This window comes from Psychrobacter sp. Choline-02u-9, from assembly GCF_002836505.1.
Classification (GTDB): Bacteria; Pseudomonadota; Gammaproteobacteria; order Pseudomonadales; family Moraxellaceae; genus Psychrobacter.
Genome location: NZ_PJBF01000058.1, coordinates 150,935 through 169,987, shown reverse-complemented (window position 1 = coordinate 169,987; position 19,053 = coordinate 150,935). Strand labels below are relative to the sequence as shown.

At 44.1% G+C, this 19,053-nt stretch carries 10 protein-coding genes; 7 read left to right on the top strand and 3 right to left on the bottom strand.

The features are described from left to right. The first annotated feature begins 1 nt into the window (after window position 1). Window positions 2–4,165, top strand: coding sequence for an Rne/Rng family ribonuclease (locus CXF69_RS10845; protein ID WP_102078081.1), 4,164 nt, complete (start codon window positions 2–4; stop codon window positions 4,163–4,165). Window positions 4,166–4,281: 116 nt separating this feature from the next. On the opposite strand, the gene CXF69_RS10840 is transcribed toward CXF69_RS10845, so the two are convergent. Continuing rightward, complete coding sequence (locus CXF69_RS10840) at window positions 4,282–5,223, bottom strand: DUF808 domain-containing protein (protein WP_102078080.1); 942 nt, start codon at window positions 5,221–5,223, stop codon at window positions 4,282–4,284. Window positions 5,224–5,628: 405 nt separating this feature from the next. Between CXF69_RS10840 and CXF69_RS10835 the strand changes: the two genes are divergently transcribed. The 5 genes from CXF69_RS10835 to CXF69_RS10815 all read left to right on the top strand — a co-directional run bounded on the left by CXF69_RS10835 (window position 5,629) and on the right by CXF69_RS10815 (window position 11,624). Beyond that, complete coding sequence (locus CXF69_RS10835) at window positions 5,629–6,483, top strand: DsbC family protein (protein WP_102078079.1); 855 nt, start codon at window positions 5,629–5,631, stop codon at window positions 6,481–6,483. Between the two features lie 448 nt (window positions 6,484–6,931). Next, on the top strand, window positions 6,932–8,272 hold the full coding sequence (locus CXF69_RS10830) for a homoserine dehydrogenase (RefSeq protein ID WP_102078078.1): 1,341 nt from the start codon (window positions 6,932–6,934) through the stop codon (window positions 8,270–8,272). A gap of 109 nt (window positions 8,273–8,381) precedes the next feature. Continuing rightward, complete coding sequence (locus CXF69_RS10825) at window positions 8,382–9,563, top strand: thiolase family protein (RefSeq protein WP_102078077.1); 1,182 nt, start codon at window positions 8,382–8,384, stop codon at window positions 9,561–9,563. Window positions 9,564–9,961: 398 nt separating this feature from the next. After that, window positions 9,962–10,810, top strand: a complete 849-nt coding sequence (locus CXF69_RS10820; protein WP_102078076.1) for a DUF2382 domain-containing protein — start codon at window positions 9,962–9,964, stop codon at window positions 10,808–10,810. Between the two features lie 247 nt (window positions 10,811–11,057). Further along, window positions 11,058–11,624, top strand: coding sequence for a YsnF/AvaK domain-containing protein (locus CXF69_RS10815; protein ID WP_102078075.1), 567 nt, complete (start codon window positions 11,058–11,060; stop codon window positions 11,622–11,624). A 124-nt stretch (window positions 11,625–11,748) separates the two neighbouring features. Here the strand turns inward: CXF69_RS10815 and CXF69_RS10810 are convergent, their stop codons facing one another. Then, window positions 11,749–12,282 (bottom strand): hypothetical protein, encoded by a 534-nt coding sequence (locus tag CXF69_RS10810; RefSeq protein ID WP_102078074.1) that lies wholly within the window; start codon window positions 12,280–12,282, stop codon window positions 11,749–11,751. 241 nt (window positions 12,283–12,523) lie between these two features. Further along, window positions 12,524–15,325 carry a preprotein translocase subunit SecA gene (gene secA / locus CXF69_RS10805; RefSeq protein WP_102078073.1) on the bottom strand — a complete coding sequence of 934 codons (2,802 nt, stop codon included), beginning with the start codon at window positions 15,323–15,325 and terminating at the stop codon, window positions 12,524–12,526. 454 nt (window positions 15,326–15,779) lie between these two features. On the opposite strand from secA, the gene mutS reads away from it, so the two are divergent. Continuing rightward, complete coding sequence (gene mutS, locus CXF69_RS10800; protein ID WP_102078072.1) at window positions 15,780–18,893, top strand: DNA mismatch repair protein MutS; 3,114 nt, start codon at window positions 15,780–15,782, stop codon at window positions 18,891–18,893. The last annotated feature ends 160 nt before the right edge of the window (window positions 18,894–19,053 follow it).

The following is a 19,053-nucleotide window of genomic DNA, read 5'->3' as shown; positions in this document are numbered from 1 at the left end:
TATGAAACGCATTTTGATCAACGCTACTCAAAACGAAGAGATTCGTGTCGCCTTATGTAAAGGCAACCACCTGTACGATTTCGACCTAGAAAACCGTACTCGCGAGCAAAAAAAATCTAACATTTACAAAGGTCATGTGACCCGTGTCGAGCCATCGCTTGAAGCAGTATTTGTCGAATACGGTTCTCAGCGTCAAGGATTTTTGCCGATTCGTGAAATCTCTGCTGAATACCTAAGCGGCAACCCACGCGACGAAAACATCAAAAAACTGATTAAAGAAGGCGACGAGCTAATCGTCCAAGTCGAAAAAGAAGAGCGCGGTAATAAAGGCGCTGCCCTATCGACGTATGTGTCATTAGCCGGTCGCTATCTGGTATTAATGCCGAACAACCCTCGCGGTGGTGGTATCTCACGTCAAATCTCGGGTAAACTGCGCGAAGATATGAAGCGTATGCTGAGCAATCTTGATTTACCAAAAGGCATGAGTGTCATCATCCGTACTGCTGGTATTGGTAAAACACAAGAAGACTTACAGCACGATCTAAACCACTTGCTCAACATTTGGCAAGCCATTCAAGAACAAAACCAAAAATACCCATCACCGCGCTTGGTTCACCAAGAAGCGGGCGTTGTCACACGTGCTGTTCGCGATTATTTGCGTGATGATATTGCTGAGATTTGGATTGATAACGAAAATGCTTATATTGAAGCGGCTGGGTTTATCGATGCGGTAATGCCAAAACAAGCCGAAAAGCTACGCAAATATACTGACTATGAGCCGATGTTTTCGCGCTTTAATATCGAAAAACAAATCGAAACCGCTTATCAGCGTGAAGTTCGTCTGCCATCAGGTGGTTCAATCGTTATTGACCAAACAGAAGCACTAGTCTCTATCGACATTAACTCAGCTAAGTCAACCAAAGGTTCAGACGTTGCTGAGACCGCTTACCATACCAACTTAGAAGCAGCTGACGAGATTGCTCGTCAGCTTCGTTTGCGTGATATGGGTGGTTTGATCGTTATTGATTTCATTGACATGAATGACAATAAGCACCAAAAAGAAGTAGAAAAACGTCTAATCGACGCGACCAAATATGATCGTGCGCGCGTTCAGTTTGGTGATATCTCTAAGTTTGGTTTGATGGAAATGAGCCGTCAGCGTCTACGTCCTTCATTAGAGGAGTCAACAGGCTATATCTGCCCACGTTGTCATGGCAACGGTATGATTCGTGACTTGCGCTCATTGTCGCTATCTATCATGCGTCAAATTGAGCAAATCGCCCTTAAAGAACGTCAAGGTGAAGTACAAGCAGAAGTCCCGACAGACATCGCGGCATTCTTATTAAATGAAAAGCGCGACAGCTTGGTTTATCTTGAGCAAGACAGTGGCACGCGTATCACTATTTTGCCACACGCGCATTTAGAATCACCAAACTTCAAGCTGCACTTCAACCGTGATGGCTTTGCACCATCGAGCTATGAACGTATCACTGATACTCAGCAACAAGAGCATAGTGACCTTGGCTACAACGTTGACTGGCAGACTGCTGAAAAAGAGCGTCCTGAACAGCAGCCTACTCGCCAGCCTCGTAAAACTGCAGATGATAAGCAGAGCCGCTCAAACACACAGCAGGCCGCAGCTACGCAAGCACAGAACGATACGGTAAATCATAGCAATGATCGTCGTAATCATAAAAACACCAACGATGTGTCGCCTGCACATGCACCGCAAGCCAATAAAACCGCTATTGTCGCCGCTCCAGTAGCACCGCAGACACAGAGTGTCGAAGCTACTGCTCAACCAAAAGCCGTTGCGTGGTTATCAAACCTATTTGCTCAAGCACCACAAGCCACTACGACGCCTAGTGTCAGTAGCCGAGATGCCGCTGAAGCAATCGAAGCGCTAGTAAACACGGGCGCGCAAAGCTTAGGCTCGTTTGGTCAAGTTGATAGCAATGCATTGAATAGTGCAGCTGCAACTGGTGAGCAGCCAACTCAACAAAGCAACAGTCAGAAAAACGAAAGCCAACAGTCAGATAATAACGCTAACCGTCAACAGGCGCGTCGTAATGACAGCGATGCTGACGACAGCAGCAATGAAGACAGAAGAAGACGTAAGCCGCGTAAGTCTAGATCTTCTAAGCCGCGTCAAAGAAAAGAGACAACTGACGAGGATACTGGCAACGTAAACAGTAGCTCAGAAAGTACTAACTCAAACAATGCTGATGACAAATCGTCTGATACTCAAGACCAAAGACAGCAAGACAAGCGTCAAAACGATAACAGACGCACGAACGATCGCAATCGTAATAACCGCCAAGATAGCAGTCAACAGAACAGCAATCGTAACGCAAGCGAGCGCAGTGATGCTGATAACGAAAACAGCTCTAAAGCAGATGAGCAAACTCGTACTAAGCGTAAATCGCATAGCCAACGCGGCTCACGCGGTAAGCTAGAGCGCGGTGAGACACTAACGGCTGACAACGTTAAGCAGGGCAAACAGCAGAACGCTAGAAACAACGATGCTGCCAATAGCAAAAATCAGCATAGTGCACGTCGCAATCAAGACCCTAACGAGGTCGTGCTACAGGTCAATGAAGCGCCAACTGAGTTAAAAGCCCCTGAAGTGGTGCATCTATCTTTAGATGATAGCAAATCCACACAGGCCAAAACTCAGCCTAGTGAGCAGCAAAGCGCGACAAATAACGTAGCAAAAGATGAGCGTTCAAACGAAACAGCTGCTCAAAAACCTACTGACAAACACAGTAGCAATGAGCAGAACACTGATAAGCAAAACACCAGTGCGCCGAACGCTGATAAGAAAAGCGATAACGGAAAAAGTACGGTGGAAACCCATGCTAATCAGGTAAATGACGATAAGCGTGAATCTACCGAACAAGCTAAGATGCAGAACGACGCGCCTAAGCATCAGCAGGCTGCTGAAGAGGAAAAAGCACCTGTAGCTGTAGAGGCAGCATCGACTTCTACGAGTGACACCGAAAGTAAAGCGGAAGCTCCAACATCGGTAACTGCTGACGTAGAGGAAGCTAAAGAAACTCAGACTCCAAAACAGCAGAAAACCAAGACTGCTGAAAATGTGAGTAAGAGTAATGAAGCTCAAAGTACTCAGGCTGACAGTAATAGTGCAAGCACAAGTAATGTGAGTAACTCAGCACTTGAGCTAACCCATGAAGCACTATTTGGCACACGTTACGTGACTGCTGAGAAATTTGGGCAAGCGAGTAACGATCCACGTGTAGTACTCGCTCAGCAAGCTGCTCAAGCGAACAAGCCAGCTGCCACTAATGTGCCAGCAATACGTGGCACGGTTGGTGAGTTTATTCGTGCCACGCTACCAGAGGCGCAAACGCGCTTAGCAGAAGAAGGCATTATCAACTGCTTTATCGCGACTATTGCGTTGCATAATGAGCAATCTCAGAGTGCTGATAATAGCTCTGATGCTGCTAGCCAGAGCTTTGACTTTAGCAATTATGGCTATCAACCATTGGCTGCCGACTACCTTGCACGCTTTGAAGTGATGACTCAAGCCGTCAGTCAATTCGCAGCAGCACAAGGTAAGACAGACGTTGAGCCACGTGCTATCACTAAGCGTGCTAGCAACGATCCGCGCGGACAGCACCCTGATTATCAGGAACCCACTGTATTGAGCGTACCTGCTGAACAAGCTACCGTCGAGCAAACCAATAACGAAGTCGATGCGCATGACGTTGAAGCGACTGCCCTCGCCAATCAGACACAGACAGAAAATGTCAGTGCTGATAGTGAGCACTTGCTAGAAGTCGAGCGCGCTCAGTCAGAAGCTAAGGATGCAGAAGTCGAAATCCCTGCAGAGCAAACTGGCAATGAAGTAGAAAATGCTGCAGAAAACGTGTTAGAGACTGAGCAGACGACTGAATCGGTAGTAGTAGAAGCTACTAAAGAGGCTAGCAAAGATGACAGTCAGGCAGCTAAGTCTAAGACGACCATAGCCAGCTATAAAAACATGATCGAAAATGTGGCTGAGCAATTGCTTCCACAGACTGGTATGTTTAATCTGACTACGCCAAAAGTACCAAAGGCGCGCAGTCGTAAGCCTAAGATGGATCATAAGAAGCCGACGCAGGCTGAAAAGCTCGCATCTGATGATGTAGACAGCGACAGCTAGTCATATAAGCTCAAATGTAAAAGCCCCAAAGCTATTTGTAGCTTTGGGGCTTTTTATCTTAATACAGTCAAACTTACTTGCTAATTCAAACGAGAGACAATAGAAAGCAGATAAGCTTAATGTGCAGAAGACGCTGTGTCATCTTTACCACGCATTTTGCCAATAGTAGTAACAATAGCTACTACAATAGCGCCAACAATCAGTCCGACCAATCCATTTAACAATGACGCGGTTAACCCTTCAAATACCCCAGTAAGATGGGCAATGTCTTCTACACTGTGATGCAAAAAGCCGGTACCGTGAACGATAATACCGCCGCCCACCAAGAACATCGCAATCGTGCCCGCTATGGATAAAAACTTCATAATCTTTGGCGCAGCTGCAAGCATAAACTCGCCAAACTTGCGCTTACTATCACCTGCTTGTGAGTTTTCAATCAAATGCAGACCCGCATCATCAATCTTTACGATGCCTGCAACTAAGCCGTAAATACCGACAGTCACGACAGCAGCCACTATCGAAAGTACGATGCCTTTTTGGACAATATCGCCACCAGCTGCTGTAATTGCGCCTAAAGAGATAACAATAATCTCAGCTGATAAGATAAAATCGGTACGTATGGCACCTTTGATTTTGTCCTTTTCAAACGCGACCAAATCTACCGACTCATCTGCATTGGCTTTTAAACGAGCATTTTGCTCTTCATCATGAGGCAACAATTTCGGCCAAAACTTGTGAATGACCTTCTCAGCCCCTTCATAACTCAGGTATAACCCTCCGATCATCAATAGCGGAGTAATCAACCACGGTATAAAATAACTGATCAATAGTGCCGCTGGTACTAAAATCACTTTGTTCACGGCAGAGCCTTTGGCCACTGCCCAAATGACGGGGAGCTCACGATTTGGCTTAACCCCTGTGACCTGCTCGGCATTGAGTGCTAAATCATCACCAACTAAGCCCGCGGTTTTTTTGGCGGCAACTTTGGTCATGACGCTCACATCATCCATTAAGACGCTGATGTCATCGAGTAAGGTTAATAAACTGGCACCTGCCATGTGTGCTCCTTAAAGCAAATTTGTTAAAGTAAGTCGTTCTCAAATGGTTCATACAATGCACTTTATACAGATTTTTATAGAAACAATGCGATTAGCCATAGATTACAAGTTCAAGCAACTATGTTAAATAGCACAAATGTATCTTGTTTTTTGAATTTATGTTGATAGCTATTCTTTAAAGTTGGCTTTATTGATACTTCTTGGCTGCCTTCCCTTTGCTATTATTTGGCGTAAATATGGTAATATGAAGGCTATTACTACCTATCTTTTATTATCAATAAGTTATAAAAACTTCTTCAATGTTAGACCTTTAAAACACTGCCAAGACACATTACTATATAGAAAAGTTCATAGCGCTTTTTATAACGAACTCATGATTAGGCGCGATGCCTATAGGAAACCCGTATGCCGTTCCCCACTATCCAAAATACCACCTTGCGTAATGCCCTTTCTCGTACCGTTCTATCTCGTTTTATGATGAGTGCGCTGCTAGTTGGTATCGCTGCTGGCTGCTCAAACAATGCCGCTGATGCAACCAGCAATACTAGCGTTGTAAACGCTGCACAGACAAATACTACTGCTACTAATCCCTCAGCTGGTAATGATGCAACCGTGGTGAAGGCGTTACAGGCGAACCTAAAAAGCTCTGGTATCGAGGAAACTATCGTTTCAGCTGTACCGACAGATATGGATGGTATTTATTGGGTGACCGCTGAAGGTCTACCTTCTTTCTTTACTGATAAAGCTGGCAAGCATATTATTCAAGGTCAGATCATTGCTGTGGGTGATGCTGCTCCGGTTGATATCAGTGCTGCCCTAGTTGCTACGACAGCACAAGAAGCGCTAAAAGCCGTCGATAAAAAAGACATGGTGATTTATCCAGCAAAAGGTGAAACCAAGGCTGTCATCTATGCCTTTACCGACGCAGACTGTGGCTACTGTCGTAAACTACATTCTGAAATGGATGATATCAATGCGCGTGGTATCGAGGTTCGTTATCTGGCATGGCCACGCAGTCAAGAGTCTGTACCAAAGATGGAAGCGATCTGGTGTAGTCAGGATCGTAAAGCTGCGATGGATCAAGCAAAAATCGGTGCTAACGTACAAGCCCCTAGCTGTGCCAACCCTGTACAAGAACATATGGCTCTAGGCTCAAGACTTGGCGTGCGCGGTACGCCTGCGGTGTTTACCGAAACAGGACAACAAGTAGGTGGCTACTTACCTGCAGCAGAATTGGCACAAGCGGTAGGCGCTAACTAATCATTTGAGTTATCAGTATTGGTTACTCATATTAGAGCGACTAATATGAGTAACCAAGCATAAATGACATATACATATGCCAAACAAGATTGAAGCTATCGCTTTTTTATAATCGTAAGCTGATATAACCTTGATGACGTTGTCTTTGTAATCTTAGCCTTTATGACATCAACCTTCAGAACATTGGCTTTTATGACGTTAACATTCAGAACATTGGCTTTTATGAGATTGTATAGACGTCACAATGCCTTGTCGGTATGATACGATAAAGCGCGATGCAAAATGAGTAACACCTTTTTTATTCGATCTTTTTTTATTCAACTATGATGAAGCAGATAGGCAGGCAGCACTTGACAATGCGCACAGACGTTATGTTTGATGTCGCAGACTCATTTGACACTGTCATCGCTTATACTGACTTCATTATATTTAACCTCTTGAGGATACTGTGAGTAATTCCATCAAACTAGCGATACTTGGTCTAGGCACCGTCGGAACGGGCGTGATCAATCTGATCAATGACAATTTAAATGAGCTAAAACGCCGTAGCGGACGCGACATTATTATTACCGAAGTCGGTACGCGTCGTCAGCGTGATGATATTGATGCCAATATCATGCAAAACAGCGATCTGATGGCAATTGCCGCAAGCGATAATGTCGATATTGTTATCGAAGTGATTGGTGGTACCACCTTAGCCAAAGACGTCATTATGCAAGCCATTAAAAACGGCAAACATGTGGTTACGGCAAACAAGGCTCTACTCGCTGAACACGGCAATGAGATTTTTGCCTTAGCTGAAGAAAACAATGTGCATGTTGCTTATGAAGCAGCGGTAGCAGGCGGCATTCCGATTATCAAGGTAATGCGTGAAGCATTGGCTGCCAACAAAATCGACTGGCTCGCGGGTATCATCAACGGTACTGGTAACTTTATCATGACAGAAATGCGTGATAAGGGTCGTCCTTTTGCTGACGTATTGAGCGAAGCGCAAGAGTTAGGTTACGCAGAAGCAGATCCTACTTTCGATGTTGAAGGTATTGATGCCGCTCATAAATTAGCGCTACTCGCCTCTATCGCTTTTGGTATCCCGCTACAGTTCGATAAAGTTTACTGTGAAGGTATTACTGGTATTACCCTGCAAGACGTGAACTATGCCGAAGAACTTGGTTACCGTATCAAGCATTTAGGGTTTGCAGTACGCCGCGATAGCGAAAACGATGGTGACGCAGGGGTTGAACTACGCGTACATCCGACACTTATTCCACAAGATGCGCTATTGGCGAACGTCAATGGTGTGAAAAACGCAGTATTGGTCAACTCACATCCGCTAGGCCAGACGCTCTATTGCGGCGATGGCGCTGGTGCTGGTGCAACCGCTTCTGCAGTGATGGCCGATGTCATGGATTTGGTTCGTGTGCTGGGTAGCAAAGACCGCGACGATCAAAGCAACACTGGGCATCATGTTCCACATTTAGCATTTATCCCTGACCAGCTATCAGACACGCCTATATTGCGCGCTGATCAGATGGTAACTGGCTATTATTTGCGTGTGCATGCTTATGATAGCCCAGGCGTACTGGCAGATATCACGCGCATCCTAAGTGATGCCGGTATCAATATTGATGCAATCTTGCAAAAACCTGCGCATAAAGTAGGTCAAGTGCCAGTGATTATTTTGACGCTACCTGTGGTCGAGAGTCAGATGAATCTTGCTATCGAAAAAATTGAAAAGTTAGAGACCATTACTGATAAAGTAGTACGCATACGATTAGATGAGCTAGCATAAACCACATACTGAAGAAGACAGATGCTTATAATATAAGTAAAAGCTAGCCAATCGGCATCTGATTTCTTGGTAGATACTTAATCAAAACGCACAACAAGGAATAATAACGATGTCAAATGATGCAATTGTAATCCTAAACGGCGCACGTACACCAATGGGTGGCTTTCAAGGCGCACTAAAAGACATGAGTGCTACCGAGCTGGGCGCCGCCGCTATCAAAGCTGCTGTTGAACGCTCAGGTGTTAGCGCTGACAGTGTTGATGAAGTCATTATGGGTTGTATCTTGACGGCAGGTTTGGGTCAAGGCCCTGCCCGTCAAGCCATGCGTAAAGCAGGTCTACCGGATGCGACTGGTGCTGTCACGATCAATAAGCTTTGTGGTTCAGGCCTAAAAGCAGTCATGCAAGCGCATGATGGTATCAAAGCAGGCAGCTTCAACGTTGCTGTTGCAGGTGGCATGGAATCAATGACCAATGCACCGTATATCATGCCAGGTTCACGTGGCGGCTATCGTATGGGTCACAAAGAAGTCAAAGACCATATGTTCTTAGATGGCCTAGAAGATGCTGATACTGGTAAGCTAATGGGTATGTTTGCTCAAGAAATGGCTGATGAAAAAGGCTATACACGTGAGCAAATGGATGAGTTTGCTATTGAGTCATTGAACCGTGCGCTAACTGCTATCAAAGACAACCACTTTAAAGATGAAATCGAGCCTGTTACGTTTGCAACGCGCAAAGGCGAGCAAACTGTTGATACCGATGAGCAACCTGCTCTTGCTAATGCTGATCGTATTCCTACTTTGCGTCCAGCATTTGCTAAAGATGGTACGATTACTGCTGCAAACGCTAGCTCAATCTCAGACGGTGCTGCAGCCGTCGTAGTAATGAAAGAGTCTCAAGCGAAAGCTGAAGGCCTTGATTACCAAGCTCGTATCGTTGCTACTGCGTCAAACTCACGTCACCCAAGCGAATTTACTATTGCGCCAATCGGTGCCATCGGAAAAGTATTAGCAGGCGCTGGCTGGTCAGTAGACGATGTAGATCTATGGGAAATTAACGAAGCCTTTGCGATGGTTACTATGGCTGCGATCGACGAACTGAAACTTGACCATGCTAAAGTAAATATCGAAGGCGGTGCATGTGCCCTTGGTCATCCAGTAGGCTGTTCAGGTGCTCGTATTTTGATTACGCTTATCAACTCTCTAAAGCGCACTGGCGGCAAAAAAGGCGTCGCAACGCTATGTATCGGTGGTGGTGAAGCGGTAGCCGTAGCTATTGAACTTGCTTAAATAAAGCAGGTTTAACTGACTTAAAGTAAGTTAGCTAAATAATACTTAGATAAGTATTGTTCATTGAAAAACCGCATTGCTAATAGTGATGCGGTTTTTTTGTGTCTGCTTTCTTTCGATGAATGTTGAATATTACTCTGTGTAAAGACTCGTTAACTTCTACCCCCTCCTATGTTATGCCACTTACAGCCTATTACACGCAATTACTGCAAGTGCACACTTTGCTACCTTGCTCATATATCTCATCAAAAATCACGATGTTAGGATAGCTACAAGTTGATAGGGAAGCTATTCATTTGGCTTACCATTAACTGTAATAAATATGGTTTTACTAAAAATTAATAACAACATCAACCATTACATTATAAAAAATAAACTCGCAAAAAAGGAATATAACAATGAGTCAACTAATCCGTTTAAAAGATATTCAAGCTACTCATCAAGATTTAATTGGTGACGACTATTATGATCCAACGCACAAAACTGCTTACGGTATCAATGAAGAAAAAATTGGTAAAATCGAAGGTGCTCTAGTAGAAGATACTACTGGTCGTATTCGTTACTTAATTGTAGATGCAGGCGGCTGGTTTAGCTCAAAAGAAGTACTGGTACCAGCAGGTTTAGCACGTATCGTTGGTGATGATGTCTTCTTTGATAGCTTAACTAAAACACAAGTAGAAGCCATGGAAGTATACGATCACGATTACCAGTACAGCTATAAAGAGCAGTACGAAAGAGATCGTCAAGCATTTACTGCTGATACACTCCCTGTAGAAGATCGCGTTGATATTGCAGATCATTCTTATGACGCACCAAATACGCTAGAGCTATTAGAAGAGCGTCTGACAGTGAATAAAGATCGTATCGTCGCTGGCTTAGTAAAAGTAGGTAAGCATGTCGTTACTGAAGAGCGCAATGTCGATGTAGATCTAGAAGAAGAACATGCCAATATCCAACGTACTAGCGTAGATCGCCCAACAGATCGTCGTATTGGTGATCTCGATGCTACTGAAACAGTTGAAATTGAGCTACAGGCCGAACGTGCTCGCGTCAGCAAAGAAACCTATGTTTCTGAAGAAGTAAATGTTGGCAAGACGACCGATCATCACACTGAAACTGTGGTTGAGACCATTCAACGCGAAGAGCTAGATGTTGATGGTGACGGCAACGTGGTTGACCGTGAAGGTAACTTAGTAGACCGTGATGGTATCACAGCAGAAGATGTACGCCGTGCTCGTGGCATGTAATATGCTAATAAGTCATAGTTTAACGACGTAAATTTCCTATATCGTCAGTTAAATATGATAGTAATAATCAGCTAAACTCATATGTTTGGCCATTAAGATCAGAGCATGTCTCTGGTCTTTTTTGTATTCATAACATGAGCGAATGGTTTATAGTATTCACTGTAGCTAGTTAATATATGTGGTTGATCAACATATAACGCTTTAAATTATTAGAAATTCATCATTTTATAATTATAAAGGAACAACAATGACTACTGAAAATGGAAACAGCCTTTACCAAGATAACTTGGATAAGGAACAAAATATCTCAACGAAGCAGACGAACAATACTGTCAATGTTGGACACTTAGAGCTATTAGAAGAGCGTCCTGTAATTAACAAAGAACGCTTAGATGTGGGTAAAGTAACCGTCATCAAGCATTCACGTACTAAGACTGTTGAAGTGCCAATTGAGTTGGTAGAAGAATATATCACCATTCGTACTGATTATCATGACGCAGAAAGCCAAGATTTACTCTCTGGTAACTACGATGAAAAAGATATATTGCGCCACGTCGAGCCTTCTTTGGATAGCAAAGCTGTAGTGACCATTAATGGTAAACAAATAGAGATTGGCGATGAACCGATTGATATTGTGCTATCTCGCCAAGTGGCTACTATTACCAAAGACACCTACGCTATTCAAGATATCGAAATTAACAAAAGCACCCATGTGCATACTGATAGCATTCAAGTAGAGCTCAAGCATGAAGAGTTAGATGTGACTGAAAAAGGTCTGTTGGCTCATGGTTCTGATACAACTCCGTTAAAATAAGCGCTGATAGTTTAGCCACTACGAAATTGTATGATTGATAAAGATTATGTCACAACATAAAAAAGCAACGCTATCTTAGCGTTGCTTTTTTAATGCCTATCACTTACTAAGTATTAAAGACCAACTACGAGGCTTCATTACACTCGAATGTATTAACATTTGACTCATCGGTACCAGCAGTACGCATGACGCCAGTTTTACGAGCTTCGTGCCCTACACGCCATTGTGTGAAGCCTTGACCACCATCAATTGCGGTCGCCACTTCAAACACTTCAGGATTACTACCTTCATTGGTCTGGTTTAACGTTACTGTACCCATGTCAGTTGCAACAACAACTTGATTGGCATCTTCTTTATAAGTCGCCTCAACTTTTAGTTCAGGTGTACATAGATACGACATCTGCATGACGGCGCTATTTACTGAAGCGGTGGTATCACCTTCTACTTCGTTAAGCGAAGCGTCTTCGGTATCGACGACGACATCACTAGGTTCAGCAGGCTCCGCTGACATTGGAACAGACTCTTCTGTATTAGCACCGTCTTCCATTCCCGACTCTGGCTCTGCCTGTTGCTGACAAGCGCTGACCGTCAAGGCGCCAGCCAACAAACTTGTTAAAACTACTGAGCTACGCACTTTTTTTAAGAATTCTACACTCATGACACTCTCCCAAATAAATATGTTAAACACTATAGCGTGTCCATAAATTCACGCCTATGCTGAATTTGTAAGTAATCAATACAAAGTGTTTGTTGGACTTAGTCTAGCAAGTTTTAAGTTTGCATAAGTTATCTAACAGATATAAAAAAGCCCCTATCTACTTAAGATAAGGGCTTTTTCAGATAAAGGCTGTCTCTAATAGCAGTTCAATACATAGCTAATAACTTGCTATGATTAAAGACTAGATTTTACCATGGCACTGCTTGTACTTAAGACCTGATCCACAAGGACACGCTGCATTACGACTGATGTTCATACCTGCATATGGGTTTGGTTCATTAGCATTACTACCGTTACCTGCTATAGCAGCACCAACGCCAGCTGCCGCAGCACCGCTGTTTAGACTACGGTTTTGTGGTTGCGGCTGAGCAGCTGAACCACTCGCATTGCTATCCAAGTTATCTACATCGTCATGTTCGAACTGCATTTGCATATGGGCAGCGTTCTCACGTTGCTGAATCTCTAATGCTTCCAGTTCTTCCTTGGTTGGAATATGCACACGTGACAAGTCCTGTACGGTCTCAGACTTAATCGCACCAAGCATCATTTGGAACAATTCAAACGACTCACGCTTGTATTCTTGCTCAGGGTTTTTCTGTGCATAACCACGTAAATGAATCCCTTTACGTAGCTGATCCATCTGCGTTAAGTGCTCTTTCCAATGCTTATCTAGACTCTGTAGCATGAAATGACGCTCAAGCTGAGCGGCGTCTTTTTCACCCATCTGCTCACGGCGACTGTGATAACGATCTATCGCCGTTTGAACGATTTTCTCACGCAGCCCTTCTTCATCCAGACGGCGATCTTCATCTAACCAATCATTAATCGGCATCGAGATTTTGAATTCGTCTTCTAACTCGTCTTCTAAGCCGTCAATATTCCACTGGTCGTCAATAGAGCCAGGCGGAATAAACTGATTGATCATCGCGTTATATACTTCATGATGCATCACTTCGATGGCTTCTAATAAGTCCATCTCTGCTAATAAATCATCACGCTGACCATAGATAACTTTACGCTGCTCATTGGCAACATCATCGTATTTCAGTAGGTTTTTACGAGCATCAAAATCGCGACTCTCAACTTTACCTTGCGCGTTTTCGATCGATTTAGAGACCATTTTATGTTCGATGGCTTCATCTTCTTTGAGACCCATCGCACGCATCATATTGACCACACGATCGCCTGCGAAGATACGCATCAGATCATCTTCGAGCGATAGGAAAAAGCGTGACATACCAGGGTCACCTTGACGACCAGCACGACCACGTAGCTGGTTATCGATACGGCGTGACTCATGGCGCTCAGAGCCAATGATATGTAAACCACCAGCTGCTACGACTTGGTCATGTTTGACTTGCCATTGAGACTTTAAACGCTGCATCTCCTCTGGACTCACCGCATCGATATCTTCGATAAACGACTGCCAGTTACCACCAAGGATAATATCCGTACCACGGCCCGCCATGTTGGTGGCGATCGTGACTGACTTTGGACTACCTGCCTGTGCAATAATTTCTGCTTCACGCTCATGCTGCTTGGCGTTTAGAACGTTATGCTTAACGCCTTCTTGGTCAAGCAAGTAAGACAATTCTTCACTGGCCTCAATCGTCGCTGTACCAACCAGTACTGGCGCGCCTTTGGCTTGAATTTCTTTAATTTCGCGAATGATGCCTTTGTATTTGCCTAACTTGGTTAAGAAAATCTGGTCATCCATATCGATACGAGCAATTGGCTCATGCGTTGGAATCACAATGACATCTAGATCGTAAGTAGATTTGAACTCGGCAGCTTCGGTATCAGCGGTACCTGTCATACCAGATAACTTGTCATATAGACGGAAGTAGTTCTGGAATGTCGTGGTTGCAAGTGTTTGGTTTTCTGCTTGGATCTCAACGTTTTCTTTCGCTTCTACTGCTTGATGCAAACCTTCTGACCAGCGACGACCAGGCATGGTACGGCCTGTATTTTCATCAACGATGACCACTTCGCCTTCATCGACGATATAATGAACGTTTTTGACAAATACGTGATGCGCACGGATGGCAGCTTGAACGTGAGCCAGAAGTGGCAGACGACTTGGGCTATATAAGCTTTCGTTCTCACCAAGCTCGCCTACTTCGATTAAGAAGCGCTCGATTTTTTCATAGCCTTTTTCGCTGATCTCAATCTGGCGATTCTTTTCATCAATCCAGAAGTCTTCTTCTTCGTTATTCTTGTTTGCTTCTTCGTCTTTTGAACGAATTAGCACAGGAATAATCGTATTAATCAACGCGTACATGCGTGATGAATCTTCAGCTTGACCCGAAATGATAAGTGGCGTACGAGCCTCATCAATCAAGATTGAGTCAATTTCATCGATAATACAAAAGTTTAGCGGGCGCTGTTTTTTCTCAGCAAGACTAAAGACCATGTTATCGCGTAGATAATCGAAGCCGTATTCGTTATTGGTACCATAGGTAATGTCAGCTTGATAAGCTTCGATTTTTTCTTGTGGCGGCTGCTGTGAGTAAATCACACCAACAGTCATACCCAAAAACCCAAACAACGGACGGTTCAGCTCAGCATCACGCGCAGCCAAATAGTCGTTGACCGTGACCAGATGAACCCCTTTGCCGCTGATCGCATTTAGATACATGGCCAAGGTTCCCATTAGGGTTTTACCTTCACCAGTTTTCATCTCAGCGATTTTGCCTTCGTGCAAGGTGATACCACCGATCAGCTGCACATCATAGTGACGCATGCCATTGACACGCAATGATGCTTCGCGGCAGACAGCAAACGCTTCTGGCAATAATGCATCTAAGCTTTCGCCTTTTTGATGTCTGGCTTTAAATTCTTCAGTTTTTTGTTGTAGTTGCTCATCAGACAGGGCTTGTATTTCAGCCTCTCGTGCGTTGATCTTGCTGACCACTTTACGCATGCGTTTTAATTCGCGGTCATTTTTGGTGCCAACCACACTGCCTATAATCTTTGATAACATAATTTTTTGACCTATGGAATATTCGATAATTAGTGCGCATTAGCCAAAGCTTAGCTCTCTGCCTTGTCATCACCCGACTAAGTACTACCTAATTTAGTATCGCCCAATTAAGTGTGCCGTCATTATATATGGTTATGACGCTGATGGATACAAGGGCAGCGAGTAGATATTTGCCACAGTAAAAACCTAGTAGGACGTGTTAAAATAGCGAATACCTTCTTAAATTCTTTAGCTTTTTCAGCGACTTTATTATTTTTCACATTTTGACTTTTATACGCTTGCGATCGCTACGTTTTGGCTCAAAGTTTGTCGTTAAGCCATTTATCTATAAGTAACTGGTTTATTGGTAAAGCCAAAGCTATCTATCAAACTCATACATAAGACAAATGACCCTTTAGCACCCTTATCACAAAATACTCATTACAACCTATTAAAGCACTATAAGAGACTCTGCATGACCGTAAAGCCATCTGGACAAAATCAATCGTCAAATCCTAATTCATCAGAAAAACCCTTATCAAAAAAAGAGAGCTCTGACTGCTTAAGTATAGGCAATGCCGTTTATAACCTAGCAGACCATACGCCGATGATGGTGCAATATCTAACCATGAAAGCCAACTATCCACAAGCATTGCTCTTGTACCGGATGGGTGACTTCTATGAGCTGTTCTTTGACGATGCTAAGCGGGCGGCACAGATATTGGATATCACACTGACGCGCCGTGGTACGGATAAGGCAGGCAACACGATAGCCATGGCGGGCGTACCGTTTCATGCAGCTGATAGCTATATGGCACGCTTGATTGCTGCTGGTCAGACAGTGGTCGTATGCGAACAAATTGACGAATCAACAACTGGCAATGCTAGTGACAAGGCCAACGCCCCTGCAATGGGCGACAAGCAGAAGAAAGACAAAAGTAAATCTGCTACTGGCAGCATCATGCGCCGTGAAGTGGTTAAAACGCTTACCGCAGGTACTATTACCGATGATGCATTGATTGCCCCTAATCATACGCCGACTGTGGTTGCCATCGATATTGCGACTATGAAAACGCAAGACCATAGCCAGACGTTACAAGCAGCCGTTAGCCAGATGGATTTGGCTGCAGGCACACTGACTACCCAGACACTGATAGCAGACAAAAACGATATCGATAATTTACGAACTCAAATGCTTACTGTATTGGCGCGTTTTGCGCCTAGTGAATGCATCATTAGTGAAGCGCTTATTGATGGCGTTGGCGGCAGTATTGGAAGCAATGATACAGAGTGGCTACTGTGGTTACGACAAAATCTGGACTGCCCTATTATAGAAGTCGCTGCCAATGACTTTCATCGTGAGCATGCCAGTGACACGCTTTGCCAACAGTTCGAGGTTCAGCGTCTCGATGGGTTGGGTATTCATGAGGCTCCACTTGTACAGACCAGTTGTGCGGCGCTTATACACTATGCGCGTCAGACTCAGCAACGTCATGTGCCCCAAGTGAACCAACTCATTGTCGAGTACAGCGATGACTACCTAATTATCGATGCCAATAGCCAGCAAAATCTCGAGCTATTTACCCCTGTTAGTAGCAACGGTACTTCTTTGATATCTGTGCTGAATCATTGTCAGACTCCGATGGGCAAGCGTTTACTCGTACAGCAAATGAAGCGTCCACTGCGTCAGCATTCCCGTATCAATATGCGTCTAGATGCGATAACTTGCTTGCTAAGCCCAGAGAGTGACTCAATTGAGTCAAACCAAGACTTGAAAGATAGTTTACTGGTTACACGTTTACGAGAAACGCTGAATACTATTGGCGATATTGAACGAATCAGCAGTCGAATTGGGCTAATGAGTGCCAAGCCTCGTGACTTGCGCAAGCTTGCCGATGGCATCGCTAGTAGTGCTCAGCTTACTACTCTATTGACAGAATCCGGTATCAGCCATGAAGACGCGGGCCTCTTACCAATGCTGATGCAGCAATTGCCAGCTGAGTTACCTGCTGTTCAATCCGTTGCCGAATTAATCGAGCGCGCTATTGTCATTGAACCGCCTGCTCATATCCGTGATGGCGGAATGCTAGCATCGGGCTTTGATGAAGAGTTTGATCGTCTTACCCACTTGCATGACAATATCCAATTGACGCTAGACGAGATGGTCGAGCGTGCACGTCAAGACAACCAACTACCGAGTCTAAAAGTCGGCTTTAATAAAGTTAGCGGCTTCTATTTTGAATTGCCCAAAATGCAGGCGAAGAATGCCCCTGCCCACTTTATCCGTCGGCAAACGCTCAAAAGTAGTGAGCGCTTTATCACTGATGAGCTAAAGGAAGTCGAGACAGAATATCTAAGTGCCCAGTCCTTGGCATTAGCGCGTGAAAAGCAGCTGTATCAAGAACTCTTAAATCAATTAAACCAACATTTGGCTGATCTACAACAGCTTAGCGCGGCTATCGCACAACTAGATGTGCTAAGCAATTGGGCCCAACTTGCCATGACGTATAACTGGCAGCGCCCAACCATGGGTCTACATACAAAAGACCAAAGCGAATCAGTGGCCAAAAGTCAAACCAATATCGATATTCGTCAAGGTCGTCACGTTGTGGTCGAAGCGGCATTGAATCAAACGAATACGAACAATAGGAATAGTAATTCATTAAGTACAAACCAATTTGTCGCCAATGACTGTGCACTAGGTAGCGCCAATGCTGATGAAGGACACCCTGAAAGACTGCTTCTGATTACCGGCCCTAATATGGGTGGTAAATCTACCTATATGCGCCAAACGGCTTTGATAGTCCTACTCGCTCATTGCGGCAGCTTTGTGCCAGCCGCTAGTGCTCATATTGGTGATATCGATCGTATCTTTACTCGTATTGGTTCAGCTGACGACTTGGCTGGTGGCAAATCGACCTTTATGGTAGAAATGATCGAGACGGCCAATATCTTAAATCAAGCTACCAATAAATCACTGGTATTAATGGACGAAGTCGGCCGCGGTACTGCCACTACTGATGGCCTTGCCATTGCCCATGCCTGTGTCAATCGCCTAGTCGAGATTGGCTGCCTGACATTATTTGCCACTCATTATTTTGAGCTGACACAATTAACGAATGATATTGGCAGGCATCATGCTAATATCCGTAATGTCCATGTAGCAGCCAGTGAAGTCGACGGTCAGTTATTGCTATTGCATCAGATAAAAGATGGTGCAGCAAGCTCTAGCTTTGGGCTGCATGTCGCAAAAATGGCTGGTATTCCTACCCAAGTGCTAGAGGATGCTAAGCGCTATTTAGCAGACAACTTACAGTTAGACCATTTAGCCGTAGATAAAGCAAAAACTGTTGATGATAAAAATGAATTAGCTAAGTCAGTAAAGGATAAACGGCAAGAAAGTTATAATGATGCTACTCTCAATCAAGAAGTAAGTCATACTACTCAAACATCAGACGCAATTAGTAATCCAAAACAAAATCAGTTATTTAGCCTACAAGATGAGCTGAGCACAATTGACCCTGATAGCTTAACACCTAAGCAAGCGCATGATTTACTTTATCATCTGAAGAAAATCATTAGTCATTAAAGGGAATTGTCAAAGCGTAGTAAAGGCGCTAAAATACGCTTTATTTTCCAACTATTCTATGTAGCCCTTATAGTTGATTTAATTTAAAAGAATTACACTGCAGCTGAGCGCAGAGGTATGAATAATACTTCAGGCAAGGCTGACATAATAATTCTCTTGA